The organism is Bacillus cereus group sp. BfR-BA-01382 (assembly GCF_022663475.1).
In the GTDB taxonomy this organism is placed as follows: Bacteria; Bacillota; Bacilli; order Bacillales; family Bacillaceae_G; genus Bacillus_A; species Bacillus_A thuringiensis_S.
On sequence record NZ_JAKUFQ010000027.1, the window covers coordinates 1 to 24,503 of the forward strand.

Below are 24,503 nucleotides of genomic sequence, written 5' to 3' on the forward strand. Positions count from 1 at the left end.
CAATATACCAAAGAATTCATTATATGTGTTTTTAGAGAGAGCAAAAGAGTTATTGAATGTATCTTCTTTCCATTTAATTTTTCTTCCGTATAGATACACAAATTCGCAGGTGAAAGAGATTGTGTCTATTTCGAATTCACGAGAGAGGCATATTCAATATATGTTTGAAGTAAATGAATCAGGATTTGTATTTAAAAATACCATTGTTTATATTGCTTCTGAATGGAATCAAGAGATGCAATTGAGGCTTTTGAAAGATTTATATCGTGTTAAGATGTGGAATGAACAAACACATGTATCTGAAGGTGATGTAAATGCAATTGTGAAATACATATATAATCATTATTTTATGAGGGAACAAAATATGCAAATATCAGCATGAAGAACTACATTCAAATTCATTTTTGATGTGGTTCTTTTGTTTTGGAATAAATGAATAGTGACTTCTCTATAATGAGATATGGTGTAAAATACCTACAAAATAGTTTTTCTTTTGAAAAGCATATACACAGGTTTCTGTGATTAATGTTATGAGAAGTACAGCTCGACTACCTATGACATTAATACTGTAATGAATGGCGAACCGAATAAGATGTGTAGCGAGCAGATAAAGTCGATAATGCGGGTGGTGACCCGTAAGACCCTTCTGTGTAAGGGTACTCAAGAGAAGGTAGATGAATGAAATATATTCATCTACCTTTTTCGTTCTATTTAAGGAAGTGAATACCTTTTTGGACGATTAATGATTGTATTTGTTCAATATCTTCATCTGTTAAACTACCTAACTCGCCATGTCGAGTAGAATCATATTTTGAAACAATCATTAACCCTGCAATCCCTAAAGGATTCTTAGGTAATTCTTTCATGAGGCCATCTTCATCACATAATCCTATAAATTCAAATCCGAAAGGAAATGATTCTAAATACCCGCCACCAATTAAATCTTTTAAGGATTCTAATGTATTCGGAACTTCTTTTATGTATGCTGTTTTACCATCAATCTATATTAATCGGATTGTCTCACTCATGAGATGGAAAACTCCCTTCAAATTAAAATAAATGCTATTAATAGTATTATACATGAAAAAAAGACATCCTAATATGGATGCCTAACTTTTAAGGTGTATTTTTGTAGGATTCGGATAAATCCATAATCATTAGTACAAGGTTTTTTTTGTGCTACCTCAGATTATTAGATGCTATCTCGAATGCTTTTCTGGCTTCATCATTTTGAAGATTTGCAGTTTCACCTGCTCCAACTTTTATTAATTCTTCCGCAAAACGAATATCTCTATCTCGATATTCCTCACCAGTTATATGTAAGTACCAGTGACATAATTCATGGAGAAGAATCTTCTCAAATTCATTTTCTTCAACTGAAATCAAAAATTCAGACCTAAAAATAAGAGATTGTGTTCCTGTGTCATATGCGCCCAAATACATTATTCCTAAAGGTTCATCGGGGTTAAACACAATGTTTGGTCGGTTGTTTATGCCCCAGTGTTTTGGAATAAGATAATCCATTTTATTTTTTACTGTTAAAGGGGTGAATGAACAATGACTTCTTAATTCATTAACTTCCTCTTTTGTAGCAAGTCTGATATTTTCATCTTGGAAAAACTCTACATCAAATTCAAGCTGATGTACTCCGAAAGAACCGAATAATGAGATGGTTTCATAAAACTCTGCGTCCTCATCTTCGTATTTCCCTTTGCGAATCACAAACATAATTTTTTTGTTTTTCGTTAGTCCATCATCATAAGTATAGTAGTCACCAATTATTATTGTTTCCATTATTAACTCTCCTCAATTTAGAATATTATAATCTCTTTTTATAATTATTTTTTACTTCTTTTTAATGAATGTTCCTGATGTGCTTTCATCATACAAGACTGAATTCTATTCAAATTATATTTTTTATGTATGTATTGCACGTATTTTTTGCTATCAGATACCTGACGTTCTCCAATCTTATTGCATTTTGGACAACGTAATAGTGATTTATTTGGTAAAATTCGTTTCCTTTTTGTATGGTCCACAATTAATGTGTCTTCTAACATAAGTAATTCCACCTTAAATTTTATTTCAATGCACGTTTGCATTACCTGGTTTTTATAAGTTATTTTATTATACTTCAATTTCTCAGCAATTATAATTTCTGAGAAAACTCAATAGAATACAGTAGATATTTTATAAATTAGGTATATTTCATATTGGATGAAGAGGAGCGGTTTCAGATGACTGTATTTTATGGAGTTGAATTAGTAGAGGAATCAGGCGTAATTAATGAATTAGGAAAGTTTAAAGATATATTTCCTGCCATTTTTACAGAAGAAGACGTGATGGAAGGTAAAGCCAAGATGGATATTGAAAAGGCAAAAGAACTATTGATGTTTGTTATTGGGAGAGAAAAAGTGGAAAAGAAGATTTTACGTGAAATTGAGAATGTAGGTATATTAAGAGGAGCAGATGTTTCGCCAAATATCCTTCAGATACGTAAGTTAAACGTATTAGAATGCTCTACAAAAGGTGATAAGCGTTTTTCTGCATTATCCGCAAAAGTTTCAGTACATGACGTATTTGACACCATAGAAAACCATTACCAGAAGTCTAAAGTGTTTAAAGACGAAAGTGGTTCTTATTACACTTGTAAAAAGTGGGAGAATGCAAAAGGGAAAAAACCTGTTGCGTGTAAAATAGGAAATACGATTCTATCAATTGAATATCTATCAATGTTTTATGAATTACTTTGGTACAAGTATTTAAAAAGTAATGAGTATTTAATAGATGTATTAGCTAAATTTGATGAGTACCATGATATGTTTAAAAGTAAAAAATCAATGGTATGTCAAGCAGATACAATTCGAGAATACATGAAAAATGAAAATGATGAATGGTATGCGAAAGACGAAAGAGGGAAAGCATTATTGGAGAAGTGTAAACCACTTAACCAAGCTCTTCGTATTGGAAAATCAGATGATAAATTTAAAGACATTCAAATTGAAGTGCGTTGATATCATGTACATAAAGAAAGGAATATTGTAAAGTAAGGTAGGGGTATCTCTCTGCCTTTTTTATATGGATAAAAGAATGATTTGCAAAAGTATTTTTTTAGGTTTGTTATGCAGTATGAAATAAAAGGAGATTAATGAATAATGAAAACAGAATTTCTAATAGATGAGAATATTGATAGGTTGTTAAATAGATTGGGTAAAGTGAAAGAAGAACACAAGCTAAATTTTGAAAGAATAGAAAACATAGTTGTTGTTACGAATGAATTGACTGGACAAAATATACGTGTTTATGTCTGGGGAAGTGAAGAGTTATTAGACATTGAAAGTGCCACAGAAAATCGAAATGGCTTAATCATTACTCGTAGAAATGGATTCTATGAAGTTTTTAGTAATGAAGTGAGGAATCAACTTGACCTTGTTGTTAGGTCAGAAAAATTGTTATATAAAGTTAATCAACCCAAACATATGGTAAATTGGATTGTGAAACAATTTCAAGATAAAGATTTTGAAAAGAAATTTGGTGTAAAGTAATACAAAAATTCTATAGTATAAATAACAGGTAGATAAGGATTCTTTCTTTTTTTATATACATAGAATAATGATATTTAAAATCGTTTATAATAAGTGATTATATAAATAGGTATTCAATACAGAATGAATTAAAAAGGAGATTGATTAATAATGAAAAAGCAATTTACAATGGATGAAAATATGGATAGATTACTGGATTTATTACACAAAAAGAAAGAAGAGCATGGATTAGATTATCAAGGTATTGGTGAAGTCGTTGCTGTTTCCAATCCATTAACAGGTCGAAGTATACTTGTTGATGTTTGGGGGCATGATGAGTTATCAGAATTAAAAGATGAGACTCGTCGCATAGCAATTTATGAAGTATTTAAAGATGCAAAAGAAAATCAATATGGTGTAGTGGTTGAGCCAGAAAAGTTATTGTATAAAGCGAGTCAACCAAAACGTATGATGGATTGGGTAGTTAGTGAGTTAAAAGATAATCAAAACAGAGAATTAATCGAAAAGAAAATAGAAACGATGGATGGATATTTTCAATTAAGCTGTTATGACTCATTGATTGAAAATCTATCAATAGAAGAATTAAACAAGGTTCTTGAGAGCTTAGAAGAGGAATGTACAGATGTTGCAGTTGTGATGGATAACAAAACATATATTGTTGAAATTAAAACTGTGGACGATGAAAAGGATTTACATGTTTTATCAGCAGAGGAATATAAGCGTAGATATGGAGTGTCAGAGGAAGATTTTAACGATAAATTTGATATGTAATATCGCCCATCAAGATAGAAAGGCTACGAAACTCGTAGTCTTTTTTGTTTATCTTAAATTTAATTTCTATTTGATTTCTTTTTGCAATTATTCACTTCTTTATATAATATGAATATATGAATGGAAAGGGGTTATTTTCTGTGGATAATATATTAGTTGAACAAATAAAAAAAGAGTTAGTGCAAACAATTGAATGTTTAAATTTGGAGCATTTAGATGAGTACAAAAAGGTAATAAAGAAATATTTTGATGTATTGGAGAGTATTAAGGGTTTAGAGAAGAAGAAAAAGAGTTTACAGAATGTTCTCGCTGATAATACAAGCCAATTAAAAGAAGATGTTTATATAGAGAATACAGAAGATAATAATGTAGAAGCAGAAACCACAGATTTTAAGGAGAAAGAATCTGATAGTATAAAGATTGAAGAAAAAGAAATAGAAGATGATAAAATACATAACTCCTTAGATATTGCCAAAAACAAGATGTATTTATTTGAACGGAAAATTAGAGGTGGGTTCGTACCTGAAATTGATGGTTTTGTACCTGAGAAAGTGATTAGAGAGTTAGGATTGAAACATCATGATTATGTCTATGCAATAGAAGATGGTTATGCAAATGGAGACATGAAAAAATACAAATATTCTTTAGCAAAACGAACAGAAAAACCTGTTGATGATAACCGAGTTCAAGTTAATTTATGCCCAATAGAAAAAGATGGCAATATGTTAGTTGTACGGAAAAGTTTAGAAGATGGACGAGATATAAAGTTTGGAGAGGTACCCTATTCATTCCTATTAAATGTGGATGAAGTTATTGATTTGAAACTAAAAGAAGAAATGATTGTAGACATTGCTTATCCTGCTGATAAACCAGATAGAGTAAAGGTTATTTGGATTTATGATGTAAGAGATAGTGAACCAGAAGCAACATTGGTTTTTCAAAGTAAGCGTACAGCAAGTAAAAAAGAAGAAAAACATGTGGAAGAAGATGAAATTGTAATAGATGAAGATGCTTTAAAAGGAAAAAGTATTCTCATTATAGGGAATGAGCCTAAAAAGGCCATCTATAAAGCCAGTATTGAGCAAAGAGGAGGTTCTTTTCTATGGGCAGATGCAAGAAGTCACGTTACGATACTGGAGCCACTTGTAAAGAAATCTGATATGGTTATATTTTTACTCAAAGTATCTAAACATGTTGCGATGAAGCAAATCAAGGCACTGTGTAAAGAAAGAGATATTCCATTCCTTACTACATTTAGCACAGGAAAATCTACCATTGTAAAAATGGCAGAAGAGACAGAAATTTAAAACATAAAGCAAAGAGAAAGCCGTCTTAATGATGGCTTTTTGTATGTATTCTTATGTGGTTTTCATTCTTTCTACTTCATCTGTAAAAATAATCTCTCCGTTTCCACCTTTGATAACCTCGAATCCTGCTTCAGTTAACTCTTTATCAAACTCTTCATCTGTCATGTTGTTAAACATGTTTGTAATCCGTTTTTCCATTTCTTCTATGCTCTCCATTTACGTCACCTTCTTTTAAATCATTCTGTAGACTTTCTAATTGAAATTCTATATAATTCATTATATATAGTCAATAAAAATAATATTTAAGGGGGATGGAATAATGAATGATGCTAAGATAGATTGGGAATCTGAATTAAGAGACAATCTCCTATTTCAATTACATATACATTATAAATATAAAAAAGAGGATTTAAAAAAACAAGCTACAAGAGATTTGTTTTGCTTATTCTATAAAGAATGGGAACGAGAAAATAAATCAGTGGAAATTACAGAAGGTATTAAGATGTGTATTCTTGCAATTAGTAAAAAAATAGGATGGGTAGCTGAAACAGATGGTGAGTTGGTATTGAATATAAACAGGAGCGATAGCAATGATGAAAATAAGTAAATCTGTTCAACGAAAACTGTACAAAATGTTTGAAGAAGTAGTTGATAGAGGGAGTTCTGATAAAATCCAAGTAATGTTAGACTTTAGTAATAAAGTGGATTTTAATAAAGAGCGTGAACGAACAGATTCTTTAAAGAAAGAATTTTTAAGTCATTTGGAAGATGGGATAGTTAATTAGAAAAAAGAGGGTGGAAAGAATAATGAAAAAGTCTGATAAAAAAGATGTTTTGGAAAGAATGCTTTATGAAGTAGAAGTGGAATCAGATTTAGCGGAAGAAGGCGGATTTTCCGAGTATGACCAGAGTGAAATAGAATTTTTACATAATACTTTAATAAACCATCTAAGTGCTAAAGGAATAGAACTTTATATGGATTTCATTGAGAATTGTACTAAAGTAGGTATACAAAAGAAAAAAGCCACTACAAAAGAAGAAATGATTGAGAATTTAAAAAAAGATGGCAGATATAGAGGTTGCAGATAAAATTAAGTATTATCTTTTTAAAATAATATAATTTTATGTTATATTTTATATGCAATATTTAAAAAAATATGTACATAACAAAACAAAATACAAAATAATAGGATGCTATAAAGTAGCGTCTTTTTTTATATAATAAATAGATTTCGATATAAATAAGGTATAAAAGATTATTGATTAAAAAGGAGAATTTAAAATGTTTACAGATGTACAACGAAAAATGATTAAAAATGGCGTAAGGAATTTAGAGATTTTTGGTTACTCAGGTAAAGTAACAGAAGAGAATATTTTAACTCATCCCTTCTTTTCAAAGTATTTCAAGAAAGAATTAGAAAATTGTTTAGGGGAAGGTTATGATAAAGATATTAAAGGATTATTGAGTGTAATCGAAAAAAGAAGTAAGATTGCATAAATGGATATAAATAAATTAATTAAAAAGGAGATTTTTATATGAGAACATTAGTTGTTTCAGAAACTTCATTTATAAAAAATGAAAATAAATTCAAGGTTGAAGGCGTTACTTCGGACGTAAGTCTTCGTAGAGGATACAAAACAGAAGATGATGGTGTATTATGGGGGATGCAACATGCTACTGTTATGAAAGCAAATTATAGTGAAGATGATAAGTTACATAGTAAAAGAATGAGAGAATACGCTCCAATTAAAAATGGAGAAACAGTTGTAATTGAGGGTAATGAATATGTAGCCAGACTTTTAGGTAACTATTCTTCTTGTGTTATTTTTGACCCGAAATAATTAGTGATAATGATGTATTTGTAATAAATATAGAAAGGACTTCTCATATATGAGAAGTCTCTTTTTTTAGTCATAGATTAGCATACTTTTACATATTATAAGTTACTAATATGTAAATCAGGTATTTCAAATGAAATTAATTCGTGATAAAAAGGGAGAGCTTATAAATGACAAATATTAAAAATGAACTTAAAGAATTCACTTAGTTCTATTACCACAATAAAATGAAAAAGACATTCGTTTCGATTATGATGAAATGAATGTCTTTTTATTTACTATAGTCAATATAATTTATTGTTGTTATAATAAAAATAGATACCTTATGAAGGGGAGACTGATGAAATGTTTAAGATTTTTGATGAAAATAGTAATAGATTATACGACTACCAGGATTTTTTGAGAAAAGATATACCTTATCAAATAGGCTTAGATGGAAAAGTATATAAAGCTATGAATGTCTTTGAATTAGTAGAGGTTCCTTATGCAAAATTACTCCATGTTTCTGAACGGAAGGATGAAAGAGGAACGTTAATAACAGAAGGTGATATTTTACAGTTTCCATTTGCGAGAGGTCTTGTAATCTACAAAGACTCAAGTTTTTGGATTCATTGGTTAGATTGGAACCAGAGATGCTGTTTCCCTGCATATGATTCGTTAGGAATGGAACGAATATTACACACTACGGAATTGAATTCTCTCATTATTGATAGTATTTATTTGAAAGAAGAGAATTTTGATGAAAAAGCTTTAAAACAAGCAAAGATTCATGTGAAAACACATCATGAGTATGAATTATTAACTCTCTTACTAATCCGTATGTCCAGTCTAAAAGATTTTGAAATGCGAACAGAAGACAAAAAATTATGGAAAGAAGAACCAAAGGATAATGATATTACAATTTATGCAAAATTAACTGAGAAAGAATTCTTTAGGATTTTACAACATCATGATTGTAAATGGAGTTAAAAACTAAGGTTATCTTCATAACTTTTAATGAATGAAGGATGAATGAGAAATGTATGTATATTTTTTAGGGGTTGATGACCATTTTTGTTTGCAATTCGTTTCAAACAGAAGGAAAGCTGAAAGATGGATAAATCAACAATTACAACTATATGAAATTTGCTATAAGGGAATGATTAGTGAATACAAAGTTTTGGCGAATAGAGAATTCGTTAAACAAATAGATAGATTTAAAGGATATGAAAGTAGTATCAATGAAAATACCTTCTCATGTAGAAGGTTAGGCAATCAGCTGAGAAAACGATTGGAAGAAGAAGGGGAAAGGAGAAAGTAATAATGGAGAAAAACTTGATTGAAGCAGATATAAAATACATAGAAGCAGAGAGAGACATAAATGAAATATATGAATTTCTTTCATTTTTAGGATGGGCAGTTTATTTCTCTTTCTTTAAGATTGTTTTGGGGAGAAACTTCCCGAATTGGGTAGACATTTCAACTATCAAAGGATTCTTTTTTTATGTAGTTGTGAATGGTTTACTGTTTGGAATAGCTGTATGTTTTGTAATTCGGGAGTGTTTATTAGCAGGAAAAATAGAGAAATTAGAAAGTCAATTGAAGAGAAAAGGAGTAGTTTAAAAATGAGTGTACAATCACATTACATCATGATTGGAGCTAACATTGGATACGACAAAGAGAATGAAGAGGATTGGGAAAAGTATGAGGTATATAGAGAGGGGAATCATCCATCTAAAATACGATATATAAGTGATGGAAATACAGGTAAATACTTTGTCATTGGTAAAGTATTAGCATATGACCCCGAAGGATTTGAAGGATTATCTTTGTTTGAATATGATGAATCGTTATACGTGGAGGATAAAAAAGAAATTAAAGAGCATGTGAAAGAGCATTTTGATATGGATATAGAGCCTACCTTAATTGTTTTTACACATTGGCGTTAGAAAGGAGAAATTGTATGAAACTCAGTGCCAAATCATTAGCATTACTATTAGGTTGTTCGTTCCTTTTATTTGGATGTAGTTCAGAAGATACAAAGGGAAACAATACTAAAGGAAATGAATCTATTAGCAAGAAAGAGAATGAAACAAAAACAGTAAGTAATCAAGGTCTGAAACCTATAGAAGAATTAGTTTATAACCAAGTTGATAGACAAGACGATAATACAATGTATACTTATAGAGTTTATTACAATCATACAAATAAATGTGTAGTAGAACAGCATGTAGCAGTAGATAACAGTCTTTATGGTGGAACGGCTATGACTTCGAATCCGTTATTAGATAGTGAGACAAAACAGCCTATGTGTGGGAAATCAATTGAAGAAGCAAAGGCACTATTTCAAGTGAAAGAAAAATCAAATGATTTAAATAAAGGATGAGTAGGTATGAATAAATATGTTGTGATTGTTTATCTGAGATATGATGATTGGGAAATTATAAATGTAGAAGCTAATTCAAAATTACATGCATCTATTAAAGCGGTAAATGAAGTAATGGGGTACGAAGTATATAAAGAAAACAACATTATCTTCGAATCAATTGAAGAATTAAATGATGTTGTAGGAAGTTTAGGGATTCTGCGTGTAGGAGAGGTTCTAACAAGAGATTAACTGGAGTTCTTTATATATAAAATCATAATAAAAAACTTATAAAAGGAACGGTTAATAGATTAAATTTATATGTAAAAAAGCCCGTAAAATAAGGGTTTTTCATGAAAAATATGGTATAATTAAAGGGTAACTGAATCGAATTGTAGGGTGGTATTGGTTCACTCTTTTCTACTTCAAGTAGGAAGGAGGTGAATGAATATGGATGAAATCTTCTTAGCGATTATTAAGGGTATGTCCAGTGGTGTTTCAAGAGCAATTACTGAACATATTCTGAAAAAGCCTTCAGATAAAGAAGAAACCACCCTGCACAAGTCGAAGAGTCAGGATGGTTCGAAAAAAGAAACAAATAATTAAATTATGAACCAAGCCACTTTGCAAGTAATTTGGTTACAAGAGCGGGAGTGTTGGAGCACTCTCGCTTTATTATTATACGTTGTTTGTTCGAAATTATGAGGTTCACAAATTGAATCCTCAAATACATTATAACATAAGCGATGTAATTTCAAACATTTATTTGATTGTCTACTCCACAAAAAAAGAACCGCTACTCGATTCTTTTTTTGTAGTATCAACTATAAATACTTTTTTAACTACACTTTAATGAAAAAGGAACAAGAAAACCTTCTTCTAATTCATCTTCCTCTATAAAATGGTCAAATGCTGATTGTTCAAATTTCACTCCCATTCGATGCCAAAAAGGTACAGCATCAGGGATAGCTTCGCCCCAAATTTCAGTAATGGTTTCCTGATTTTTAAAATGATTGATAATGTCTCTGCCATGGCCTTTTCTCTTTTCTATACATTGAATATATTCTATGTATACAGAGCCATCTTCTTCAAATGTAGTTTCTCCATAAGCGATTGGTACATCGTTGTTTAGATACAATATTCTATGTTCCATATGCTTTAAGTGCTTTAAAATATCTCCAGATACTTTTTCTTTCATAACCTTATAATCCTGTGTGTAAGTAATCATGTCCTACATCTCCTCATAATTCATTGATTTTCAATACCTGTTTTATAAATATCTACTTATCATATGAGAGAATAAATATTTTTATAATGAAATAAAAAAGACCTGGATAAATAATATCCAAGCCTAAAAATAACTTCTTATTGTCTTTATTACTCTTTCTAAATCCTGCTCTTGTAGTTTACCGATTTTGTACAATAGTTCTTTGTAATGGACAGTGTTTATTTTTGAACATCTGACTACAGATGGCTTAGTTAAACCTGCTTTTTCCCAATCTTCAAGAACTACATCAAATTCATTTCTTGCTTTTTGACTGGTAACAGTAGCAACTAAACGGTCTAATTCAACAACCATATTATCATTACTGATGATGACAACAGGTCTTCTTTTCCCGTTTATTTCTAAATACCAAATCTCGCCACGTTTATTCTTCATCATTCTCTCCCCAAAGCATTTTTTCTTTTTCTTTTTCTAATTCTTCTTTGGGTGGTCTATTGTCAAAATACTTATCAAATAGACTACCTAATAGTTTTATCCGTTCACTATTATCCATTTCATCAATAGAATTCATAATTTCTTCAGCAGTCTTTTTCATATTTTCACCTTCTCAAGGAATTGTTTTCTAAATTATATCACATCCTTTTATTTTAGAAGTGTAAAAAGATAAGATATAGACGCATCCATTCCTCTTATACTATTCTCAAACCTACCTAATTCTTTGTGCCGTAACGTTCAAGCAAGACTCTGTTTGCATAGGCTGTAATATAAACCGCTTCTTCTTCATTTTTGAATGAAACTGTCTGATTTGCCCATTCAGTGTAAATAGGTTCAACAATTGTTTCGTAGAAGTCATGAAGGTCATCAACTTCAAAATCAATTTTTCCAGACTTCTCAAATGTAGTAGCTATTACAGCTATTTCACACATTTTTGCTACTTCGTCAACTTCATACATTTTTGCCACCATAATAAATCTCTCCTCTTTATATCTCTTAATATAAGAACCAGTTTTTTAATATCAAAATATTATACGGAGTTTGTATGGATGGTATTCAATCGGATTCAGAGCATAAAAAAGAAAAGAAAATATTAATATAAACATAAAGAATGGTAATGAAGAATGATAAGGAGGTGAAGATATGAATAATAGATTATATACAGTTAAACAATCCATTGTACAAAAAATGTTTAATGTGAATCGTAATAAACTAAAATCAAATGTAGTTCTATCGGGGTTATTAGGATTTTGTATAGGTGATGCTTTGGGTGTTCCTGTTGAGTTTCAGCCAAGAGATAAAATGAATAAGATAATGACAATGACAGGTTATGGGACACATAATCAACCACCAGGTACATGGTCAGATGATAGTTCCCTCACTTTTTGCCTAACAGAAAGTTTAATTCATGGCTATAATTTGAACGATATAAAACAAAAGATGTGTGATTGGTATTACTTTGGATATTGGAATGTGAATGATAAATTGCCCTTTGATATCGGGAGAACAACATTCAAAGCTCTTTCAAAAATAAAGTCAGGGATAGTTTTGGAAGAAGCAGGAGAGAAGGATGAAAAAGATAATGGAAATAGTTCGTTGATGAGAGTATTACCGTTAGCTTTCTATTTAAAAGATAAAAAAGATGAAGAAAAATTCCCGATTATAGAAGAAGTATCAGGAATCACCCATGCTCATATCCGTTCAAAGATTGCTTGTAGTATTTATGTAGAGTTTGCTATTCAATTGATAAAATATCATTCACGAGAAAAGGCATATGCAGGAATGAAAGAAGTTATTATTTCTTATTACAATAACAAAGGGTATGAAGAAGAATTAAAGCACTTTGAACGAATTATAAAACGGGATATCTATACGTATCAGGAGCATGAGATAAAAAGTACAGGATATGTTGTAGACTCTTTAGAAGCTTGTTTATGGTCTTTATTAACAACAGAAACCTTTTCTGAGGCGGTATTAAAAGCTGTGAATTTAGGAGAGGATACGGATACAATCGGAGCTTTAACTGGTGGTTTAGCAGGGATATTCTACGGAGAAAACAATATTCCAAAAAAGTGGATTCGAACGATTAGTAAAAAATCGGATATATATGATTTAGCTAATAGATTTTATCAATCCCTTCAAAAATAAGAGCATAATGCTCTTTTTTATTTTGGTTCATCATTTATTTTTATGAAATTTTAGAAGAATGAATAACCCCATTATCAAAATCTAAAATAAAGAGAACATGAAAAAACAGGTATTTTTATAAATTGATTAAAAAGGTGGAATTAAAATGAGAAGCAAAGAGTTTGTTGAGAGATTAGTATATAGAGGGATTGAGTGTAACGTTCATAAAATCACTTCAAATGAAATGAATCGGAAAGGATTTTTAACAGTCACAGATGCACCAGTTGATGTTTCATTAAATCACGGATTTTATGTAAATACTGGAGCAATTAAAAGTTGCATCGACTTATACTTCAAAAGAAAAGAGTTAGAATTAAATCAATAGGGAATAAATTTTATTTTTGAATGTATAATAATTCGAATATAAAAAACAGGTATTTAACTAATTTATTTGACAGGGAGAGAATTAAAAATGGCTAACCATGAAGTTGTAGTAGAATTGAAAGTAAAAGGATTAAAAAAAGAGAATGATGCTTATGATTTAGTGAACTCTATGATGTATTGCGAGTTTTGTAATGCAAATGGTTTTATTCAAGGTCGTTTAGCAAATTTCACTTATGAGAAAAAAGAAAAAATAGGAATTTGCATAGTAGATTGTACAATCAATTCAAAAGAAGGTGGAGTTGATAGTGTATTAGAAACGTTAAGAAATTGTGAATTCTGTCATAAGGGACATGAAATTATTTGGACCAAACTAAGCGAAAAAGAAATTTCTTATAGTTGTATTGATGAAATTTCAAATGCGTTTGCTAATGATTTCTATGAACCTCAACAAGAATATCCATCTCACATAAAGTTTTCAGAAAACCATGTGTTTGATGAAGAAAAATCTGTAAAATGGAATCGAGAAGAAGTAGAAAGACAAAATGAACAAGTAAAACAACGAAAAATGGAATGGAATTCTGAAAAGAGCAGATTAAATGCTAAGTTACAAAATGACTGCGTTCAAATCTTGAAAGAAGATTACGGTCTAAATGAAGCTCAAGCTGAGAAACTATACGGATATGTTTACAATGATAAACATTCTTGTATGCATGACTTCTTTATTTATTTAGAAGAATTTGCGGGAGTTACAAAGGAAATCCTTTCATTAGGTTAAAAGAGACGAAAATTCGTCTCTTTTTTTATAAAAATACATGGAGGAGTGCTTTAAAATGTCAAATTTGAAAATTAATGAAGAGAATGGGATGTATATAGTATCAGATGTAACAGATGGCGGTTATGTAAATAGAGCTTGTTATCATAATTATCAAAAATGGGAAACAGTATGGAACTCTGAATTGGAGTTAAAAAATATATACTTAGACAAGGAATGTGTGAATAAGATTTTAATAGATAAGAGAAAAGAGGACTTGGATTATAACAAAATTATTAGAGCAAGAGGAAGACATTTAAGGGCCTTAAAAGAATACTTAGGGATTTCTAAAAAGAAAGTAGATACGCCAAAAAGATTCTTCTTATTAGGCTCCCACTTACTGTCTTCGAATTCTGGAATATCAGAAAAAGAATTCATTGAAAAGGAAGAAATTCTAATTGAAGCAAATGGAGGTCGTTCTCCATTACGGTTAAAAAAACGAATTACAACCCATACTGCGGTAACAGAAGAAAAGAAAAAATTAGTAGAGGAATATAATCAAAGACTACAAGAGTTTCGAGCGTATCATCAAGAAATGATACACAAGATTTTTAAAGAGAATAAGTAAATGTATGAAGAAGCATAATTTAAATGCTTCTTTTTTGAATAGGAAATTAAATATATTTCTATAATAGCAATGAATATAAAAAACAGGTGTTTCAATGAATCTAATCAAAAGGGAGAGAGTGTAAATGAATGTAAACTCAAATGGATATGTAAAAAAATCTGTAGTATTTGATGATATTTTAAAGGTGATTAAAGAGAAATATGCTGAAGTTATAAGAATCAGACGTTTTTCTTTTTTGAATACAAGTGGCTTAATGGATGTTAAATATCAAGTAGAGGACAGAACATATACGGGAGAAATATATTTTAATGAAGTGTATAAGGAAGATTATGAGTACACTGAAATGAATAGTCCACATGTGTTCCTTAGTATGAGAGGATATGGAGCTCCTGATATCATTCATGGTATTGTAAAAGAGTTTGGAGGATGTTTTGCAGTAAATCAACATAAATTAAAGGAAATGGTTAAGTATTAAATAGAAGGTATTGTAAATGTAGACTTTAATATATAAAAATACATAATTCATTAGGAGGGTGTAAGTAATGAGTAAATTATATTGGTATGCGTATAGATTAAGAGGATTTAGCCTTGGTTGTCAGCCGAAAGGTTTTATTGATAGAAATGATGAATATGGAAGATTCGGGTCCATAGCATATAATAGACCATTAACAGAACAAGAACTAAGTGATTACGAATTAGATGAGATTATAGAAGGAAAACCAATGGGCATTCAATTAAATTGCTTGCTGAATAAAGGTAATAAGTCTATTTCAGAAGAGGAAAAGGATGAATTCTTAAGTAAACTTGGGGATTTATTAGGAACTTACGGATTTGAAGTTAATGAAGACTTCACATGTGAGTTAGTGGAGTTAGAAGATTAAGGATGGAAAAGAGAAAGAGCAAGAAGTGAAGGAATAATCCTTTGCTTCTTTTTTGTATTTGCATAGAGACATGTGGAATAAGAGATAAGTAGAGTCAGTATAATACATGAATTATAGAAACAAGGTATTTTTTAAAAAATTTATTATAGGAGGCTCATAACAATGGGTGCATGTACAACAGGTTTATTAAACGAAAATATTTCGGTGTGGGATGTTTTTCACTACATAAAAGAAAATATTTGTAATGATGCAAGGGTAGAACATATTACGGACAGATATCTTGAAATATACTTTACAGAGAAAGTAACGATTGAGAAAAGAGTTCTTTCATTCTTCACTAATAATCGGGACTATGTAGAGGAAACAGGCCATAATGGAGAGTTAGTCTTAATTGACATGAGTAAAGGTGGATGCTCATTTGAAGTAATAGAATCTATTGTAAAACAATTTGGTGGTTGGTACATAAAAGACAATAACGAACCGAATGAATTAGATTTCTATGAATTTAATTTGGAGGCATCAAGTCTATCATCTATAGATAGAGAACTGCTTGAAAGGTTAAAAGATGAAAAAGATTGGAAAGTAAAAATAAAAACAATCTCATTCATAAAAAACAATTTAGATTTTATTAAATCTTTATAAGTAGGTAAGGGCTATAGAAATATCTATAGTCCTTTTCTTTTGCATAGATAAATTACTCTGTATATACATATAATAATTGAATTTATAAAACAGGTATTGAAATCAATTAAATTAATGGAGGGTCTACGATGACAGCTAAACAAATTTTATTATTAAATCAACTGAACGAGGTACTATTAGATTTAGAGGAAGAGTGTATTAAGGATGAGGAGTTTAATATAATAATTTCTGAAATGAATGGATTTAACTATTCATTAGAAGAGTTTTCAAGTTTGATTAGAAGTTGTATAGAAACAAGAGGAAGACTTAATTAATAATAGTAAGTTTTTTCTTTTGTTAATAATCCAAATAAACAAACATGTAGATGTATGTAATAAACGAAACTATAAAACAGGTATTTTAAATTAAATGAATTAATATTGGAGGAAAGTAAAATGACAACAGTTAAAAACACAATGGCAATCAATACAGCAAAAGGTGAAATCTCAGCACTTGCAGTAAATGATGATGCCTATCCATCTATTAAAATCATGATTAATGGAGAGCTTGTTACTGTAGTTGAATTAGATTCGGATAATGATAATTTTAGAATTCATAACTACCAAGGGAATGAAGATGAACCTATCGCAAGTTATGACTATAACCCTGCAAATATCTTTAATTATGAAATCGTACAAGATGAAATTGAACGAATTCGTGAATTAGAAGACGATGGAAGAGATATTGAAGGTGATATTTCCATTTTAAAGCAAGGTCTAAATGAGATTTATGCAATCGTAGTTGGGCAAACAGAACAAGCTATTATTAGCAATACGAATATGTGGGAAGAATGTCATACTTCATTAGATAAAATTTTAAAATTCTTTAATCTAATTGTGGTAGATGACTCTACATATTTTGATGATTACAAATTCTTAGTTGTGAAAAAATAAGGTCTGTAAAAGAACGTATGGTTAATCCGTACGTTCTTTTTTATTTTATAAAATAATTTCATTGACAATAGTCAATGAATAAATATATGATTTAATTGTGAAACTTGAAATTTTGGATTGGTAATGAAAGACATGAGAGGAGAAAAAAGAAACATGAAAAAGACGCTTAAATTTGTAATACCAATGGCAATTGCAACAGTTATGTTAACAGGTTGTGTAGAAGATGACGAAATGAGCAGACAGCAACAAGCGAAAGTTGCAAATGCGAAACATTTAATGGGGGAAACAAAAACACCTAATATTACTAAGAGTTTGGAACGTGAAAATATTCGTCAACGTATATTGGTGTCAAATGACCCAAATACTCTTCAATGGATTTATCCTATGAGTGCAGGTCGTGTAATTGGTCGTTTTCCTGTAAAGGGGAAAGTAACCAGTGGAAATAAAAGACTTACTACATCACAAGCGTATAGTTCAGGGACAGGTACACTTGTAGAGGCACCAGATGAAATGGGCACATATGGCTCAAGTGAAACGTATGTTTTTTGGTTTGACCCTGCTGGTCTTATTCATCAGCATAGGGGGGATTATTTTGTTAGTCCTGTTCCTTATAAGATTGAAGAAGGGTATGGCACTATTTCTACACAAGTTGATGAGTCTGAACAACAAAACACAACTCAATATAAAAAACAGATGGAAGTAGCAAATAAACAAATGGAGGAACTTTCGAAAAATAACGAAAAGGTTCAAGTTTCAAATCCAAAAGAACAAGGGGAGAATCAATAATGAAAACTACATTTAAAATTATTCTGACCCTTTTTGCTTTATCCTTTTTAGGTGTAGCAGTGAAAGTTATCTTTTTTCCCGCACATGTAGCAAGTAAAGCGATAGACACGACAACGGGAGTTATTGACAAAACGCTTAATGCTGATAATGCACTTACAAACTATGAACAGTTTAAAGATGGATATAATGGAGCAAAAGCGATGGTTCAAAACATTCAAAACGCTGAGAAGAGTTTAAAAGATATAGAATCTCTATATGGTGAGCCAAACACATGGACAAAAGATATTCGTTCAAAACATTCTTTCTTACAACAAAACATAGATGGATATCTTATGCAATATCAAAGTATTGTGAAAGATTACAATTCTAATAGTTCTAAAGTGAATCGTAATCTTTTCAAGGATAAAAACCTTCCATCAGAACTACCAGTAGATTATAAAGAGCTAAAATAAAATCAGAAGAGTAGCTGTTTTATACAGATAGCTACTCTTTTTATTGTTTTATATAAATTGAATAATGTAATTAGTTATGAAGCAGATACAACTTTGCTAAAATAGAGAAGGTTTATACAAAAGGTGTAGTTAATTTACATATGAAAAAGGATAGGTGCAATTATGACAACAGAAATTAAGAATATCATAGCTGAAGAATTCAAAAATGGAACGAAACTACTATCTCTGCATCATTACGCTAAAGATGGTGATGAGGTAAAATTAGCAATTGAAAAAGAATGGTTGCCTTACTTACATGACGAAGTAGACTTATTATCTCCTGAAAGCTTTCATGAACGACATCTTATATATATGTATACGCAAGAATTAATAGAGATGCTACCGAAATTAAAAGAAGAAGGAGCGATGGAAGAACAACTATTAATCGTTATAGAAACACTTCTGTTAGCGTTAGACTATATAACTCATGAACGCTTTGCTTATGCACCATTTACAAGCGAGCATAGGGAGGAAATAAATGGCATTATACAGGAATGTTTTTCGATAACAAAATCAAATACTTTCTCAAGCGATGCAAATCGTCCTTCTTTATTAAAATCTAAAATAATCGAAGGAGAAGAAAGCATTTACTGTTTAGATGAAAGAGAAGGAAAGAAAAGATTATATATGGCTGTGGTTTATAAGAAGCCTAAGGATTTACAAGACCGATTCAAACAAATTGCATTTTGGTTAGGTAAGGTTAACCTTAAGCCAAATTCAGATAGGGTGTCTTATCAAGATTCTATAGAAGGTAAAACCAATCATGATTTACATGTTGATTTATTATTCTACCTTAACATGGTAAAACAAACGTTATCCTGGTTCATACATTCGTATTCATGGAGAAATAATGAATTAGCAGGATGTGATGAGATTGATATTATATCTAAATTAGGACTGAGATTCAGTTAATTGTATTTGAAATCTACATTATGACAGAATAAGATAAGTTGAATTGAAAAAAGGTGTATGATTTTTATACGCCTTTTTATGTTGACTATAGTTAATATTATATGTATGATTTACTAAAAGGATAGTTAAATTACAGCGTTTCAAACACTTTTATATAAGAAGAACGATTGAATATATTATAGGGAGAGATGTGACATGGCTAAAAATAAATTTTATGCAGTCAAAAAGGGATTTGATAAACAAAAAAATGAGGTTGTTTCAAATTTAATTTTAACTTCGTGGAATGAAACTGCATCATTGGTTCAAGGTGTGAATAAGAAATCGCATGGTATTGCTTCTGAATACAAAGGATTCCCTACAAGAGAAGAAGCTGAAGCGTTTCTCCAACAGGAAGAGCCATACATTCGAAAAAGTGATGAGTCTTATCCGAAAGATGCTCTTCATTGTTATGTTGACGGAAGTTTCAGTAAAGAAATCGAGAATTACTCATATGGATTGATTTGTGTAGAAGATGGAAAAACAGTCGTTCATGTTGATAATGGAGTGGGAAGTAATAAAGATGCAGTTACTATGCAACAAATAGGTGGAGAATTACTTGGTACGATGAAAGCTCTTTTAGTAGCGAAAAAGAAAAAGCCTAAAAAGTTGGTCATTTTCTTTGATTATGAAGGTGTTGCTCTCCACGCTACTGGATATTGGAAAAGAGATAATCAATTTTCGGAGACTTATTATCAATGGATGCAGAAATTCTTTGCTGAAAACCCTGATATTGAGGTGACGTTCTGTAAAGTAGATGCACATACTGGTGATGATTTTAATGAATTAGCAGATGGATTTGCTAAATTAGCGTTAAATATTCAACCTGATAGTAACTTCTATAAGTTTGTTGAGAAATATGGAATTTCGAAAGAATTATAAATATATGGATTGTTTGCTAAAGGAGCGGTTTAGTATGACTAAAGAGATTGTGCAAATAGTGAAAGAAGAAATAAAAAAAGCTGAAGGATATCCTCTATTACAAAAAGCCATTCAAATCGCATTTGAGGCTCATGAAGGACAGACAGATAAAGGTGGAAACCCATACATTCTACACCCTCTGCATGTGATGAATCAGTTAGAAATGATTGATGAGAAGATAGTAGGGGTTTTACATGATACAAAAGAGGATGCAGGACTAACAGATGAATTTTTCCGTTCAGAAGGGTTCCCAGAAAGAATCATTAGAGGAATTGATTCTGTCACTCGAAGACCTGATGAAACCTATATGGAATTCGTTAAACGCTCTTCTGAAGATGAACTTGGTTGTAAAGTGAAGAAAGAAGATATCTTGCACAATATGGATTTGACTCGTATCCCTGTTATTACTGAAAAACATAAAAGTCTACAGAAGCGATACAAAAAGGGATTGGATTACTTGAATCAAGCAGAAGGGATGAAGTAGGAATGAAAAGAAAAGAAGTTCTGTTGGAAATGGTGAATCGTTATGATTCCTTATCAGATATTGAAAGGAGTTATTTAAATCATGCTGTGAATATCTACAGACCTCTCTTAAAAATCGAAAATGCTCCAAATAAAAGTGAACTATTAGAGGATGAATATTACAATTTACGCACATTAAATATGCAAGCGGTGGAGAGTTATCTATTACAAGAACTTCTTTGGAAATTTCTTAAACGAAAAGGACTTTCAAAATCCATGTTATCTATGGAAGAATTACATTCGATGGCATTTAAGGAATATGAAACTGTAAAAGATTTAAAGAGTGAAAAGCTCGAATCAATTGAAGGAATTCAAAAATTACTACAAGAATTAGAAGAGCAAAAAAATAAAAACATTGAAACTAATAAAGAAGGTTGTGAATCCTAATGTTAGTAGATTTAAAGGCGTTAAAAAAGCGTAGGAATAAAATGAGAATGGGTAAAGGGATGTATTTAGCGAAATCAGGATTTGAATTTAATTTTCATTTCTTATTAGAAATTTGTGGTGTTCAGATTATTGATAAGTATGAACCAATTGTAGACACAGAAGAACGTTATGTTAGTTGCAATGGTGTTTGCGATAATCCTCAACAAATTTTAGAGTATATTCCTGAATTAGAAACGTCAAAAGAGAAATATGTAGTTGCTTTGACAAGAGTAAGGAAGGTGGACCAGTCTCCATGGGGTGGTTGGAGATGGTGTAAGTGGGGGAAATACATCGGTACACAAACACTGACTGCCGAGTATTTATATGATGAAGATTTTATTGATGAAATCTATTGCTATAGAATTTTTAAGGTTAAATAGGAAAAAGGAGGTAGAAACGAATCTATCTCCTTTTTGTATGTTAGGAACATAACTTACCAAACATCAGCGTGTGAGTAGTAAATGACATGAGTTGCGTTCTCGGTAACAGGGGATGCTTTTTGTGTTTCGGTTCCAGAATTTAATCCAATTGATAATACTGCTACAGATACAAAACCTAATAGGGCAATTTTGAATTTTTTCATCATTGTAACGCTCCTTTTTTATCCAATTCTTTTTTCGCTTCATGTGCTTTAAAGAAATAATGAGAAGCTTTTTGATGATTTTCTACACTGTAGTATTTCACTGCTAACATTTCACTATATTCATTTACATATTCCCATAGACTTTCTTTTTCAAAATAAGTAAGTCCTAACGACACCACTTCATCGGTTTCTTCAATAGAAGCTCCACTTGTTAATGCTTTTAAAATAGCAAAATGCCATTTATATTCTTCATTTCCTAACTGGTGACAGATAGAAGAACCTTTTTCAATAAATGACCCTGCTGTTGTCAGTTCATTTAATTTGTAATACTCTCTGGCTTGTAAAAAAATAGCTTTAAAATGATTCGGTATGTTCTCTGATACTTCAGATAAGTGACGTATTGCCAATTCAGATAGGTTTTGACTCGCATAAAGCCAACCTAAGTTATTTCGAATACGTAGAACTAAATCATCTTTATTTGCTTTTTGCAATAGAGTAATAGCGGTATTGTAGCTCTCTTCAGCTTGTTCATATTGTTGCAACAAAACACATGTAGAGGCAAATGCATTTTCGCAGGATGCTATATTCAATTCGTTCCCTGGATATTGTTCATAAATTTCTTTCGCCTTTAATGTATTTTTAATTGCCAACATAGATTGGTTATTATGGTGATACAATACAGCAGTTCGATAATAGAACTCTGCCTTTTCTAATTCATCCGAAATACTCTCTAAGAGGTAAGATGCTTCATCAAAATGATAATGAGCTTCTTTTATGTTCAATAAGAAAGTGCAGTAAATCGCCTTGAATAGGTGATAATAGTAGGATAATACGTTATCTGAAGGAACTGGAAACTCATTGATTTTATCAAATGAGTCTTGCCCGATATGAATTCCATCCGTTAGAACCTGATGGCGAAATGAGATTAAGTGATAATGGAATTGAGATGTTTCACTCAACTTATTATTTTTGACATATCCAACTACTTCTTCTCGTAATTTCGTGGCCATATCGACATTTTGTTTCTTTATCTCTCTATACCATTCATCTAAGAGTTTAGCCAAAGCTTCTTGGGTCAAAAACTTAGTGTTCATAAAATCCCCTCTTCCCAAATGTTGTAATTAAATCATATCAATAAACCAGTTTTTAGTAAATTAAATATTCGAAAAACTTAATTTTCTCAAAAAATGTCTGACAATTGTAGATAGTAAAAAAGAACAGGTGAATACCTGCTCTTGTATTAAGTCTATGTTATTAATCCACTCATGAAAAACATATAGATAATTCCAAATGATAACGAAAAAACCATTATGATTAGAGACTCCATCATAAGAGGTCTATTAAAAGACCCTAAACATGGAGTTGCGATAATGAAAAGAAAAACTCCATAAAACATAATGGTTACTACTAAAACAAAAATAAAGATATTAAATATCATAGTGTCACCTCTTTTACACGATTATAAATAGAATGAATTGCTTGTTTAATGTTAACCACGCAAATAATGTGCTAACAATAGATACACTACCTTTAATGATATAAACTTTTTCTGAAGGGTGATGTATATCTTCTATATTCCTTGTTAGTGCATATTAAGTATATAAACTACAGAGCAAAGAGATTGTTGTGGAAATAATCTTTTCCATATAAAACACTCCTCTTTTCTTTGTTTTTATCAATATAGTTGTTTTTCTCCATTTGCATTCTATTATTCATACCTACAAACTTTTAGATTTAATGTTTATTGCATATAATGTCTGGAAGATAAAAAAAACAGGTATTTATTTGAATTGATTTTAGGAGGAAATGAAAATGAGTGTATTAATTAATATGTTGAGAAGAATTGTGGATAAGCATGATGAAAAGCATGGTTTACGGAAAAGAGAAGTATTCGAGTGTACAAGCTTGGGAAGACGTAACGAAAGAAGAAGAGAGGCGTTTCGAATCCCTTTAGAAGAAAATCAATGTCCAGTTTTTCAAGATAATCGTTGCTGTGGTTCTTGCGACTTATCACCTACCTGTGACTTTGCTACACTTTGTCAATGTTTTGGGTATGAAATGGGTGCTTTAGGTGGTACTGTGGAAGGGTACTACATGAGAGATAATGATTTTTCTAAATTTGGTCGAATCAAGGATGGAGAATTCGATTGGGATTTCTTTAAAATGAATAAAGCTAAATTTTCTTTAGAAGAAAAACCTTTTATGATTCGGGAAGTAGATGGAGAAAATAAAGTTTGTAAATATATAAATAGTAATGAAGAAGAAAAAGTATTTGTTTTACAGGTTTTAGATAAGGATGAGATAATAGAAAAAGAAGTAATAGTAGAGGTGAAAGAACTCGGATATCCAATTAGCTATGAGACATTCGAATTTGCTAAGTATAGAATGGAGAATTCACATTATTAATAACAAAATGAAGAGTATACAGGGTTATTCTGTATGCTCTTTATATTCGA

The 24,503-nt window shown here is 30.7% G+C and carries 44 protein-coding genes; 34 read left to right on the top strand and 10 right to left on the bottom strand.

Features of this window, described 5'->3' with window-relative positions; all coding sequences use genetic code 11:
• Nucleotides 1-382: hypothetical protein (locus tag MR160_RS13275; protein WP_242297465.1), on the top strand; the 382-nt coding region annotated here is incomplete at its 5' end.
• Between the two features lie 325 nt (nucleotides 383-707).
• Here the strand turns inward: MR160_RS13275 and MR160_RS35315 are convergent.
• The 3 genes from MR160_RS35315 to MR160_RS13290 all read right to left on the bottom strand — a co-directional run bounded on the left by MR160_RS35315 (nucleotide 708) and on the right by MR160_RS13290 (nucleotide 2,060).
• Nucleotides 708-1,001 (bottom strand): DUF3846 domain-containing protein, encoded by a 294-nt coding sequence (locus MR160_RS35315; RefSeq protein WP_481746733.1) that lies wholly within the window; start codon nucleotides 999-1,001, stop codon nucleotides 708-710.
• Between the two features lie 178 nt (nucleotides 1,002-1,179).
• Nucleotides 1,180-1,794 carry a SprT family zinc-dependent metalloprotease gene (locus MR160_RS13285; protein ID WP_242297469.1) on the bottom strand — a complete coding sequence of 205 codons (615 nt, stop codon included), beginning with the start codon at nucleotides 1,792-1,794 and terminating at the stop codon, nucleotides 1,180-1,182.
• Nucleotides 1,795-1,838: 44 nt separating this feature from the next.
• Nucleotides 1,839-2,060, bottom strand: coding sequence for a hypothetical protein (locus MR160_RS13290; RefSeq protein WP_242297471.1), 222 nt, complete (start codon nucleotides 2,058-2,060; stop codon nucleotides 1,839-1,841).
• A gap of 177 nt (nucleotides 2,061-2,237) precedes the next feature.
• Here MR160_RS13290 and MR160_RS13295 point away from each other — a divergent pair, with 177 nt between their 5' ends.
• The 4 genes from MR160_RS13295 (at nucleotide 2,238) to MR160_RS13310 (ending at nucleotide 5,623) form a co-directional block, all read left to right on the top strand.
• On the top strand, nucleotides 2,238-3,014 hold the full coding sequence (locus tag MR160_RS13295; protein WP_242297474.1) for a DarT1-associated NADAR antitoxin family protein: 777 nt from the start codon (nucleotides 2,238-2,240) through the stop codon (nucleotides 3,012-3,014).
• A gap of 141 nt (nucleotides 3,015-3,155) precedes the next feature.
• Nucleotides 3,156-3,545 (top strand): hypothetical protein, encoded by a 390-nt coding sequence (locus MR160_RS13300; protein WP_242297476.1) that lies wholly within the window; start codon nucleotides 3,156-3,158, stop codon nucleotides 3,543-3,545.
• 150 nt (nucleotides 3,546-3,695) lie between these two features.
• A complete protein-coding gene (locus MR160_RS13305; protein ID WP_242297478.1) occupies nucleotides 3,696-4,316 on the top strand; it encodes a hypothetical protein in 621 nt (206 codons plus the stop codon).
• A 140-nt stretch (nucleotides 4,317-4,456) separates the two neighbouring features.
• On the top strand, nucleotides 4,457-5,623 hold the full coding sequence (locus MR160_RS13310; RefSeq protein WP_242297480.1) for a DUF2325 domain-containing protein: 1,167 nt from the start codon (nucleotides 4,457-4,459) through the stop codon (nucleotides 5,621-5,623).
• Nucleotides 5,624-5,674: 51 nt separating this feature from the next.
• On the opposite strand, the gene MR160_RS13315 is transcribed toward MR160_RS13310, so the two are convergent.
• On the bottom strand, nucleotides 5,675-5,839 hold the full coding sequence (locus MR160_RS13315; protein ID WP_242297482.1) for a hypothetical protein: 165 nt from the start codon (nucleotides 5,837-5,839) through the stop codon (nucleotides 5,675-5,677).
• A gap of 103 nt (nucleotides 5,840-5,942) precedes the next feature.
• On the opposite strand from MR160_RS13315, the gene MR160_RS13320 reads away from it, so the two are divergent.
• The 12 genes from MR160_RS13320 (at nucleotide 5,943) to MR160_RS13375 (ending at nucleotide 10,412) form a co-directional block, all read left to right on the top strand.
• Nucleotides 5,943-6,230 carry a hypothetical protein gene (locus tag MR160_RS13320; protein ID WP_242297484.1) on the top strand — a complete coding sequence of 96 codons (288 nt, stop codon included), beginning with the start codon at nucleotides 5,943-5,945 and terminating at the stop codon, nucleotides 6,228-6,230.
• The gene (locus tag MR160_RS13325) at nucleotides 6,214-6,408 is read left to right on the top strand and encodes a hypothetical protein (RefSeq protein ID WP_242297486.1); all 195 of its coding nucleotides are present in this window, start codon (nucleotides 6,214-6,216) and stop codon (nucleotides 6,406-6,408) included. Before MR160_RS13320 ends, MR160_RS13325 begins: the two co-directional genes overlap by 17 nt.
• Before the next feature lie 22 nt (nucleotides 6,409-6,430).
• Nucleotides 6,431-6,712: a hypothetical protein gene (locus MR160_RS13330; protein ID WP_086877322.1), complete on the top strand. Its 282-nt coding sequence runs from the start codon at nucleotides 6,431-6,433 to the stop codon at nucleotides 6,710-6,712.
• Nucleotides 6,713-6,905: 193 nt separating this feature from the next.
• Entirely contained in the window at nucleotides 6,906-7,121 is a 216-nt protein-coding gene (locus MR160_RS13335; RefSeq protein WP_098434273.1) for a hypothetical protein, read from the top strand.
• 38 nt (nucleotides 7,122-7,159) lie between these two features.
• Nucleotides 7,160-7,465 (top strand): hypothetical protein, encoded by a 306-nt coding sequence (locus MR160_RS13340; protein WP_242297488.1) that lies wholly within the window; start codon nucleotides 7,160-7,162, stop codon nucleotides 7,463-7,465.
• Between the two features lie 342 nt (nucleotides 7,466-7,807).
• Nucleotides 7,808-8,431, top strand: coding sequence for a hypothetical protein (locus MR160_RS13345; RefSeq protein WP_242297490.1), 624 nt, complete (start codon nucleotides 7,808-7,810; stop codon nucleotides 8,429-8,431).
• A gap of 49 nt (nucleotides 8,432-8,480) precedes the next feature.
• Nucleotides 8,481-8,762 (top strand): hypothetical protein, encoded by a 282-nt coding sequence (locus MR160_RS13350; protein WP_242297491.1) that lies wholly within the window; start codon nucleotides 8,481-8,483, stop codon nucleotides 8,760-8,762.
• Nucleotides 8,763-8,764: 2 nt separating this feature from the next.
• Entirely contained in the window at nucleotides 8,765-9,064 is a 300-nt protein-coding gene (locus tag MR160_RS13355; protein WP_242297494.1) for a hypothetical protein, read from the top strand.
• 2 nt (nucleotides 9,065-9,066) lie between these two features.
• Entirely contained in the window at nucleotides 9,067-9,390 is a 324-nt protein-coding gene (locus MR160_RS13360) for a hypothetical protein (protein WP_242297496.1), read from the top strand.
• 14 nt (nucleotides 9,391-9,404) lie between these two features.
• The gene (locus MR160_RS13365; protein WP_242297498.1) at nucleotides 9,405-9,827 is read left to right on the top strand and encodes a hypothetical protein; all 423 of its coding nucleotides are present in this window, start codon (nucleotides 9,405-9,407) and stop codon (nucleotides 9,825-9,827) included.
• A 6-nt stretch (nucleotides 9,828-9,833) separates the two neighbouring features.
• Entirely contained in the window at nucleotides 9,834-10,058 is a 225-nt protein-coding gene (locus tag MR160_RS13370; RefSeq protein ID WP_242297500.1) for a hypothetical protein, read from the top strand.
• 198 nt (nucleotides 10,059-10,256) lie between these two features.
• Nucleotides 10,257-10,412 (top strand): hypothetical protein, encoded by a 156-nt coding sequence (locus tag MR160_RS13375; protein ID WP_000343341.1) that lies wholly within the window; start codon nucleotides 10,257-10,259, stop codon nucleotides 10,410-10,412.
• 232 nt (nucleotides 10,413-10,644) lie between these two features.
• Here the strand turns inward: MR160_RS13375 and MR160_RS13380 are convergent, their stop codons facing one another.
• From MR160_RS13380 to MR160_RS13395, 4 genes are all read right to left on the bottom strand, one after another.
• The gene (locus tag MR160_RS13380) at nucleotides 10,645-11,034 is read right to left on the bottom strand and encodes a GNAT family N-acetyltransferase (RefSeq protein WP_242297502.1); all 390 of its coding nucleotides are present in this window, start codon (nucleotides 11,032-11,034) and stop codon (nucleotides 10,645-10,647) included.
• Nucleotides 11,035-11,157: 123 nt separating this feature from the next.
• Complete coding sequence (locus MR160_RS13385) at nucleotides 11,158-11,466, bottom strand: type II toxin-antitoxin system PemK/MazF family toxin (protein ID WP_098368826.1); 309 nt, start codon at nucleotides 11,464-11,466, stop codon at nucleotides 11,158-11,160.
• On the bottom strand, nucleotides 11,456-11,626 hold the full coding sequence (locus tag MR160_RS13390; RefSeq protein ID WP_000750403.1) for a hypothetical protein: 171 nt from the start codon (nucleotides 11,624-11,626) through the stop codon (nucleotides 11,456-11,458). The genes MR160_RS13385 and MR160_RS13390 overlap by 11 nt, the downstream gene beginning before the upstream one ends.
• Before the next feature lie 115 nt (nucleotides 11,627-11,741).
• Nucleotides 11,742-11,996 carry a hypothetical protein gene (locus MR160_RS13395; protein ID WP_242297504.1) on the bottom strand — a complete coding sequence of 85 codons (255 nt, stop codon included), beginning with the start codon at nucleotides 11,994-11,996 and terminating at the stop codon, nucleotides 11,742-11,744.
• A 172-nt stretch (nucleotides 11,997-12,168) separates the two neighbouring features.
• Between MR160_RS13395 and MR160_RS13400 the strand changes: the two genes are divergently transcribed.
• The 16 genes from MR160_RS13400 (at nucleotide 12,169) to MR160_RS13475 (ending at nucleotide 21,844) form a co-directional block, all read left to right on the top strand.
• Nucleotides 12,169-13,173, top strand: a complete 1,005-nt coding sequence (locus MR160_RS13400) for an ADP-ribosylglycohydrolase family protein (protein WP_242297512.1) — start codon at nucleotides 12,169-12,171, stop codon at nucleotides 13,171-13,173.
• Between the two features lie 145 nt (nucleotides 13,174-13,318).
• Nucleotides 13,319-13,537, top strand: coding sequence for a hypothetical protein (locus MR160_RS13405; RefSeq protein WP_061662559.1), 219 nt, complete (start codon nucleotides 13,319-13,321; stop codon nucleotides 13,535-13,537).
• An 87-nt stretch (nucleotides 13,538-13,624) separates the two neighbouring features.
• Nucleotides 13,625-14,311 (top strand): hypothetical protein, encoded by a 687-nt coding sequence (locus MR160_RS13410; RefSeq protein WP_242297514.1) that lies wholly within the window; start codon nucleotides 13,625-13,627, stop codon nucleotides 14,309-14,311.
• A gap of 55 nt (nucleotides 14,312-14,366) precedes the next feature.
• Nucleotides 14,367-14,915: a hypothetical protein gene (locus MR160_RS13415; protein WP_000067283.1), complete on the top strand. Its 549-nt coding sequence runs from the start codon at nucleotides 14,367-14,369 to the stop codon at nucleotides 14,913-14,915.
• A gap of 124 nt (nucleotides 14,916-15,039) precedes the next feature.
• Complete coding sequence (locus MR160_RS13420) at nucleotides 15,040-15,390, top strand: hypothetical protein (RefSeq protein WP_242297516.1); 351 nt, start codon at nucleotides 15,040-15,042, stop codon at nucleotides 15,388-15,390.
• Between the two features lie 67 nt (nucleotides 15,391-15,457).
• Complete coding sequence (locus MR160_RS13425) at nucleotides 15,458-15,796, top strand: defense against restriction DarA-related protein (RefSeq protein ID WP_098297120.1); 339 nt, start codon at nucleotides 15,458-15,460, stop codon at nucleotides 15,794-15,796.
• A 162-nt stretch (nucleotides 15,797-15,958) separates the two neighbouring features.
• A complete protein-coding gene (locus tag MR160_RS13430; RefSeq protein WP_242297518.1) occupies nucleotides 15,959-16,438 on the top strand; it encodes a hypothetical protein in 480 nt (159 codons plus the stop codon).
• A 128-nt stretch (nucleotides 16,439-16,566) separates the two neighbouring features.
• Nucleotides 16,567-16,752: a hypothetical protein gene (locus tag MR160_RS13435; RefSeq protein ID WP_098297118.1), complete on the top strand. Its 186-nt coding sequence runs from the start codon at nucleotides 16,567-16,569 to the stop codon at nucleotides 16,750-16,752.
• A 120-nt stretch (nucleotides 16,753-16,872) separates the two neighbouring features.
• The gene (locus MR160_RS13440) at nucleotides 16,873-17,370 is read left to right on the top strand and encodes a hypothetical protein (protein ID WP_242297520.1); all 498 of its coding nucleotides are present in this window, start codon (nucleotides 16,873-16,875) and stop codon (nucleotides 17,368-17,370) included.
• Nucleotides 17,371-17,523: 153 nt separating this feature from the next.
• Nucleotides 17,524-18,156, top strand: coding sequence for a hypothetical protein (locus MR160_RS13445; protein ID WP_000751884.1), 633 nt, complete (start codon nucleotides 17,524-17,526; stop codon nucleotides 18,154-18,156).
• On the top strand, nucleotides 18,156-18,608 hold the full coding sequence (locus MR160_RS13450) for a hypothetical protein (RefSeq protein WP_242297527.1): 453 nt from the start codon (nucleotides 18,156-18,158) through the stop codon (nucleotides 18,606-18,608). Before MR160_RS13445 ends, MR160_RS13450 begins: the two co-directional genes overlap by 1 nt.
• 162 nt (nucleotides 18,609-18,770) lie before the next feature.
• The gene (locus MR160_RS13455; protein ID WP_242297528.1) at nucleotides 18,771-19,559 is read left to right on the top strand and encodes a hypothetical protein; all 789 of its coding nucleotides are present in this window, start codon (nucleotides 18,771-18,773) and stop codon (nucleotides 19,557-19,559) included.
• A 195-nt stretch (nucleotides 19,560-19,754) separates the two neighbouring features.
• Nucleotides 19,755-20,477, top strand: coding sequence for a ribonuclease H1 domain-containing protein (locus MR160_RS13460; protein ID WP_242297529.1), 723 nt, complete (start codon nucleotides 19,755-19,757; stop codon nucleotides 20,475-20,477).
• A gap of 34 nt (nucleotides 20,478-20,511) precedes the next feature.
• On the top strand, nucleotides 20,512-21,000 hold the full coding sequence (locus MR160_RS13465) for a hypothetical protein (protein WP_242297530.1): 489 nt from the start codon (nucleotides 20,512-20,514) through the stop codon (nucleotides 20,998-21,000).
• 2 nt (nucleotides 21,001-21,002) lie between these two features.
• Nucleotides 21,003-21,425: a hypothetical protein gene (locus MR160_RS13470; protein ID WP_098367195.1), complete on the top strand. Its 423-nt coding sequence runs from the start codon at nucleotides 21,003-21,005 to the stop codon at nucleotides 21,423-21,425.
• The gene (locus MR160_RS13475) at nucleotides 21,425-21,844 is read left to right on the top strand and encodes a hypothetical protein (RefSeq protein ID WP_242297531.1); all 420 of its coding nucleotides are present in this window, start codon (nucleotides 21,425-21,427) and stop codon (nucleotides 21,842-21,844) included. The genes MR160_RS13470 and MR160_RS13475 overlap by 1 nt, the downstream gene beginning before the upstream one ends.
• A gap of 53 nt (nucleotides 21,845-21,897) precedes the next feature.
• Here the strand turns inward: MR160_RS13475 and MR160_RS13480 are convergent, their stop codons facing one another.
• Both MR160_RS13480 and MR160_RS13485 read right to left on the bottom strand, forming a co-directional pair.
• Nucleotides 21,898-22,050: a Phr family secreted Rap phosphatase inhibitor gene (locus MR160_RS13480; RefSeq protein ID WP_242297532.1), complete on the bottom strand. Its 153-nt coding sequence runs from the start codon at nucleotides 22,048-22,050 to the stop codon at nucleotides 21,898-21,900.
• Entirely contained in the window at nucleotides 22,047-23,141 is a 1,095-nt protein-coding gene (locus tag MR160_RS13485) for a tetratricopeptide repeat protein (RefSeq protein ID WP_242297533.1), read from the bottom strand. Before MR160_RS13485 ends, MR160_RS13480 begins: the two co-directional genes overlap by 4 nt.
• A gap of 718 nt (nucleotides 23,142-23,859) precedes the next feature.
• On the opposite strand from MR160_RS13485, the gene MR160_RS13490 reads away from it, so the two are divergent.
• Nucleotides 23,860-24,453, top strand: coding sequence for a hypothetical protein (locus tag MR160_RS13490; protein WP_242297535.1), 594 nt, complete (start codon nucleotides 23,860-23,862; stop codon nucleotides 24,451-24,453).
• Nucleotides 24,454-24,503: the final 50 nt, after the last annotated feature.

What these genes read in the sequence shown, in the direction of transcription:
- MR160_RS13285 (WP_242297469.1), bottom strand. Translation starts at nt 1,794, where the DNA reads ATGGAAACAATAATAATTGGTGACTACTATACTTATGATGATGGACTA.
- MR160_RS13290 (WP_242297471.1), bottom strand. Translation starts at nt 2,060, where the DNA reads ATGTTAGAAGACACATTAATTGTGGACCATACAAAAAGGAAACGAATT.
- MR160_RS13295 (WP_242297474.1), top strand. Translation starts at nt 2,238, where the DNA reads ATGACTGTATTTTATGGAGTTGAATTAGTAGAGGAATCAGGCGTAATT.
- MR160_RS13300 (WP_242297476.1), top strand. Translation starts at nt 3,156, where the DNA reads ATGAAAACAGAATTTCTAATAGATGAGAATATTGATAGGTTGTTAAAT.
- MR160_RS13305 (WP_242297478.1), top strand. Translation starts at nt 3,696, where the DNA reads ATGAAAAAGCAATTTACAATGGATGAAAATATGGATAGATTACTGGAT.
- MR160_RS13315 (WP_242297482.1), bottom strand. Translation starts at nt 5,839, where the DNA reads ATGGAGAGCATAGAAGAAATGGAAAAACGGATTACAAACATGTTTAAC.
- MR160_RS13320 (WP_242297484.1), top strand. Translation starts at nt 5,943, where the DNA reads ATGAATGATGCTAAGATAGATTGGGAATCTGAATTAAGAGACAATCTC.
- MR160_RS13325 (WP_242297486.1), top strand. Translation starts at nt 6,214, where the DNA reads ATGATGAAAATAAGTAAATCTGTTCAACGAAAACTGTACAAAATGTTT.
- MR160_RS13330 (WP_086877322.1), top strand. Translation starts at nt 6,431, where the DNA reads ATGAAAAAGTCTGATAAAAAAGATGTTTTGGAAAGAATGCTTTATGAA.
- MR160_RS13335 (WP_098434273.1), top strand. Translation starts at nt 6,906, where the DNA reads ATGTTTACAGATGTACAACGAAAAATGATTAAAAATGGCGTAAGGAAT.
- MR160_RS13340 (WP_242297488.1), top strand. Translation starts at nt 7,160, where the DNA reads ATGAGAACATTAGTTGTTTCAGAAACTTCATTTATAAAAAATGAAAAT.
- MR160_RS13345 (WP_242297490.1), top strand. Translation starts at nt 7,808, where the DNA reads ATGTTTAAGATTTTTGATGAAAATAGTAATAGATTATACGACTACCAG.
- MR160_RS13350 (WP_242297491.1), top strand. Translation starts at nt 8,481, where the DNA reads ATGTATGTATATTTTTTAGGGGTTGATGACCATTTTTGTTTGCAATTC.
- MR160_RS13355 (WP_242297494.1), top strand. Translation starts at nt 8,765, where the DNA reads ATGGAGAAAAACTTGATTGAAGCAGATATAAAATACATAGAAGCAGAG.
- MR160_RS13360 (WP_242297496.1), top strand. Translation starts at nt 9,067, where the DNA reads ATGAGTGTACAATCACATTACATCATGATTGGAGCTAACATTGGATAC.
- MR160_RS13365 (WP_242297498.1), top strand. Translation starts at nt 9,405, where the DNA reads ATGAAACTCAGTGCCAAATCATTAGCATTACTATTAGGTTGTTCGTTC.
- MR160_RS13370 (WP_242297500.1), top strand. Translation starts at nt 9,834, where the DNA reads ATGAATAAATATGTTGTGATTGTTTATCTGAGATATGATGATTGGGAA.
- MR160_RS13375 (WP_000343341.1), top strand. Translation starts at nt 10,257, where the DNA reads ATGGATGAAATCTTCTTAGCGATTATTAAGGGTATGTCCAGTGGTGTT.
- MR160_RS13380 (WP_242297502.1), bottom strand. Translation starts at nt 11,034, where the DNA reads ATGATTACTTACACACAGGATTATAAGGTTATGAAAGAAAAAGTATCT.
- MR160_RS13385 (WP_098368826.1), bottom strand. Translation starts at nt 11,466, where the DNA reads ATGAAGAATAAACGTGGCGAGATTTGGTATTTAGAAATAAACGGGAAA.
- MR160_RS13390 (WP_000750403.1), bottom strand. Translation starts at nt 11,626, where the DNA reads ATGAAAAAGACTGCTGAAGAAATTATGAATTCTATTGATGAAATGGAT.
- MR160_RS13395 (WP_242297504.1), bottom strand. Translation starts at nt 11,996, where the DNA reads ATGGTGGCAAAAATGTATGAAGTTGACGAAGTAGCAAAAATGTGTGAA.
- MR160_RS13400 (WP_242297512.1), top strand. Translation starts at nt 12,169, where the DNA reads ATGAATAATAGATTATATACAGTTAAACAATCCATTGTACAAAAAATG.
- MR160_RS13405 (WP_061662559.1), top strand. Translation starts at nt 13,319, where the DNA reads ATGAGAAGCAAAGAGTTTGTTGAGAGATTAGTATATAGAGGGATTGAG.
- MR160_RS13410 (WP_242297514.1), top strand. Translation starts at nt 13,625, where the DNA reads ATGGCTAACCATGAAGTTGTAGTAGAATTGAAAGTAAAAGGATTAAAA.
- MR160_RS13415 (WP_000067283.1), top strand. Translation starts at nt 14,367, where the DNA reads ATGTCAAATTTGAAAATTAATGAAGAGAATGGGATGTATATAGTATCA.
- MR160_RS13420 (WP_242297516.1), top strand. Translation starts at nt 15,040, where the DNA reads ATGAATGTAAACTCAAATGGATATGTAAAAAAATCTGTAGTATTTGAT.
- MR160_RS13425 (WP_098297120.1), top strand. Translation starts at nt 15,458, where the DNA reads ATGAGTAAATTATATTGGTATGCGTATAGATTAAGAGGATTTAGCCTT.
- MR160_RS13430 (WP_242297518.1), top strand. Translation starts at nt 15,959, where the DNA reads ATGGGTGCATGTACAACAGGTTTATTAAACGAAAATATTTCGGTGTGG.
- MR160_RS13435 (WP_098297118.1), top strand. Translation starts at nt 16,567, where the DNA reads ATGACAGCTAAACAAATTTTATTATTAAATCAACTGAACGAGGTACTA.
- MR160_RS13440 (WP_242297520.1), top strand. Translation starts at nt 16,873, where the DNA reads ATGACAACAGTTAAAAACACAATGGCAATCAATACAGCAAAAGGTGAA.
- MR160_RS13445 (WP_000751884.1), top strand. Translation starts at nt 17,524, where the DNA reads ATGAAAAAGACGCTTAAATTTGTAATACCAATGGCAATTGCAACAGTT.
- MR160_RS13450 (WP_242297527.1), top strand. Translation starts at nt 18,156, where the DNA reads ATGAAAACTACATTTAAAATTATTCTGACCCTTTTTGCTTTATCCTTT.
- MR160_RS13455 (WP_242297528.1), top strand. Translation starts at nt 18,771, where the DNA reads ATGACAACAGAAATTAAGAATATCATAGCTGAAGAATTCAAAAATGGA.
- MR160_RS13460 (WP_242297529.1), top strand. Translation starts at nt 19,755, where the DNA reads ATGGCTAAAAATAAATTTTATGCAGTCAAAAAGGGATTTGATAAACAA.
- MR160_RS13465 (WP_242297530.1), top strand. Translation starts at nt 20,512, where the DNA reads ATGACTAAAGAGATTGTGCAAATAGTGAAAGAAGAAATAAAAAAAGCT.
- MR160_RS13470 (WP_098367195.1), top strand. Translation starts at nt 21,003, where the DNA reads ATGAAAAGAAAAGAAGTTCTGTTGGAAATGGTGAATCGTTATGATTCC.
- MR160_RS13475 (WP_242297531.1), top strand. Translation starts at nt 21,425, where the DNA reads ATGTTAGTAGATTTAAAGGCGTTAAAAAAGCGTAGGAATAAAATGAGA.
- MR160_RS13480 (WP_242297532.1), bottom strand. Translation starts at nt 22,050, where the DNA reads ATGATGAAAAAATTCAAAATTGCCCTATTAGGTTTTGTATCTGTAGCA.
- MR160_RS13485 (WP_242297533.1), bottom strand. Translation starts at nt 23,141, where the DNA reads ATGAACACTAAGTTTTTGACCCAAGAAGCTTTGGCTAAACTCTTAGAT.
- MR160_RS13490 (WP_242297535.1), top strand. Translation starts at nt 23,860, where the DNA reads ATGAGTGTATTAATTAATATGTTGAGAAGAATTGTGGATAAGCATGAT.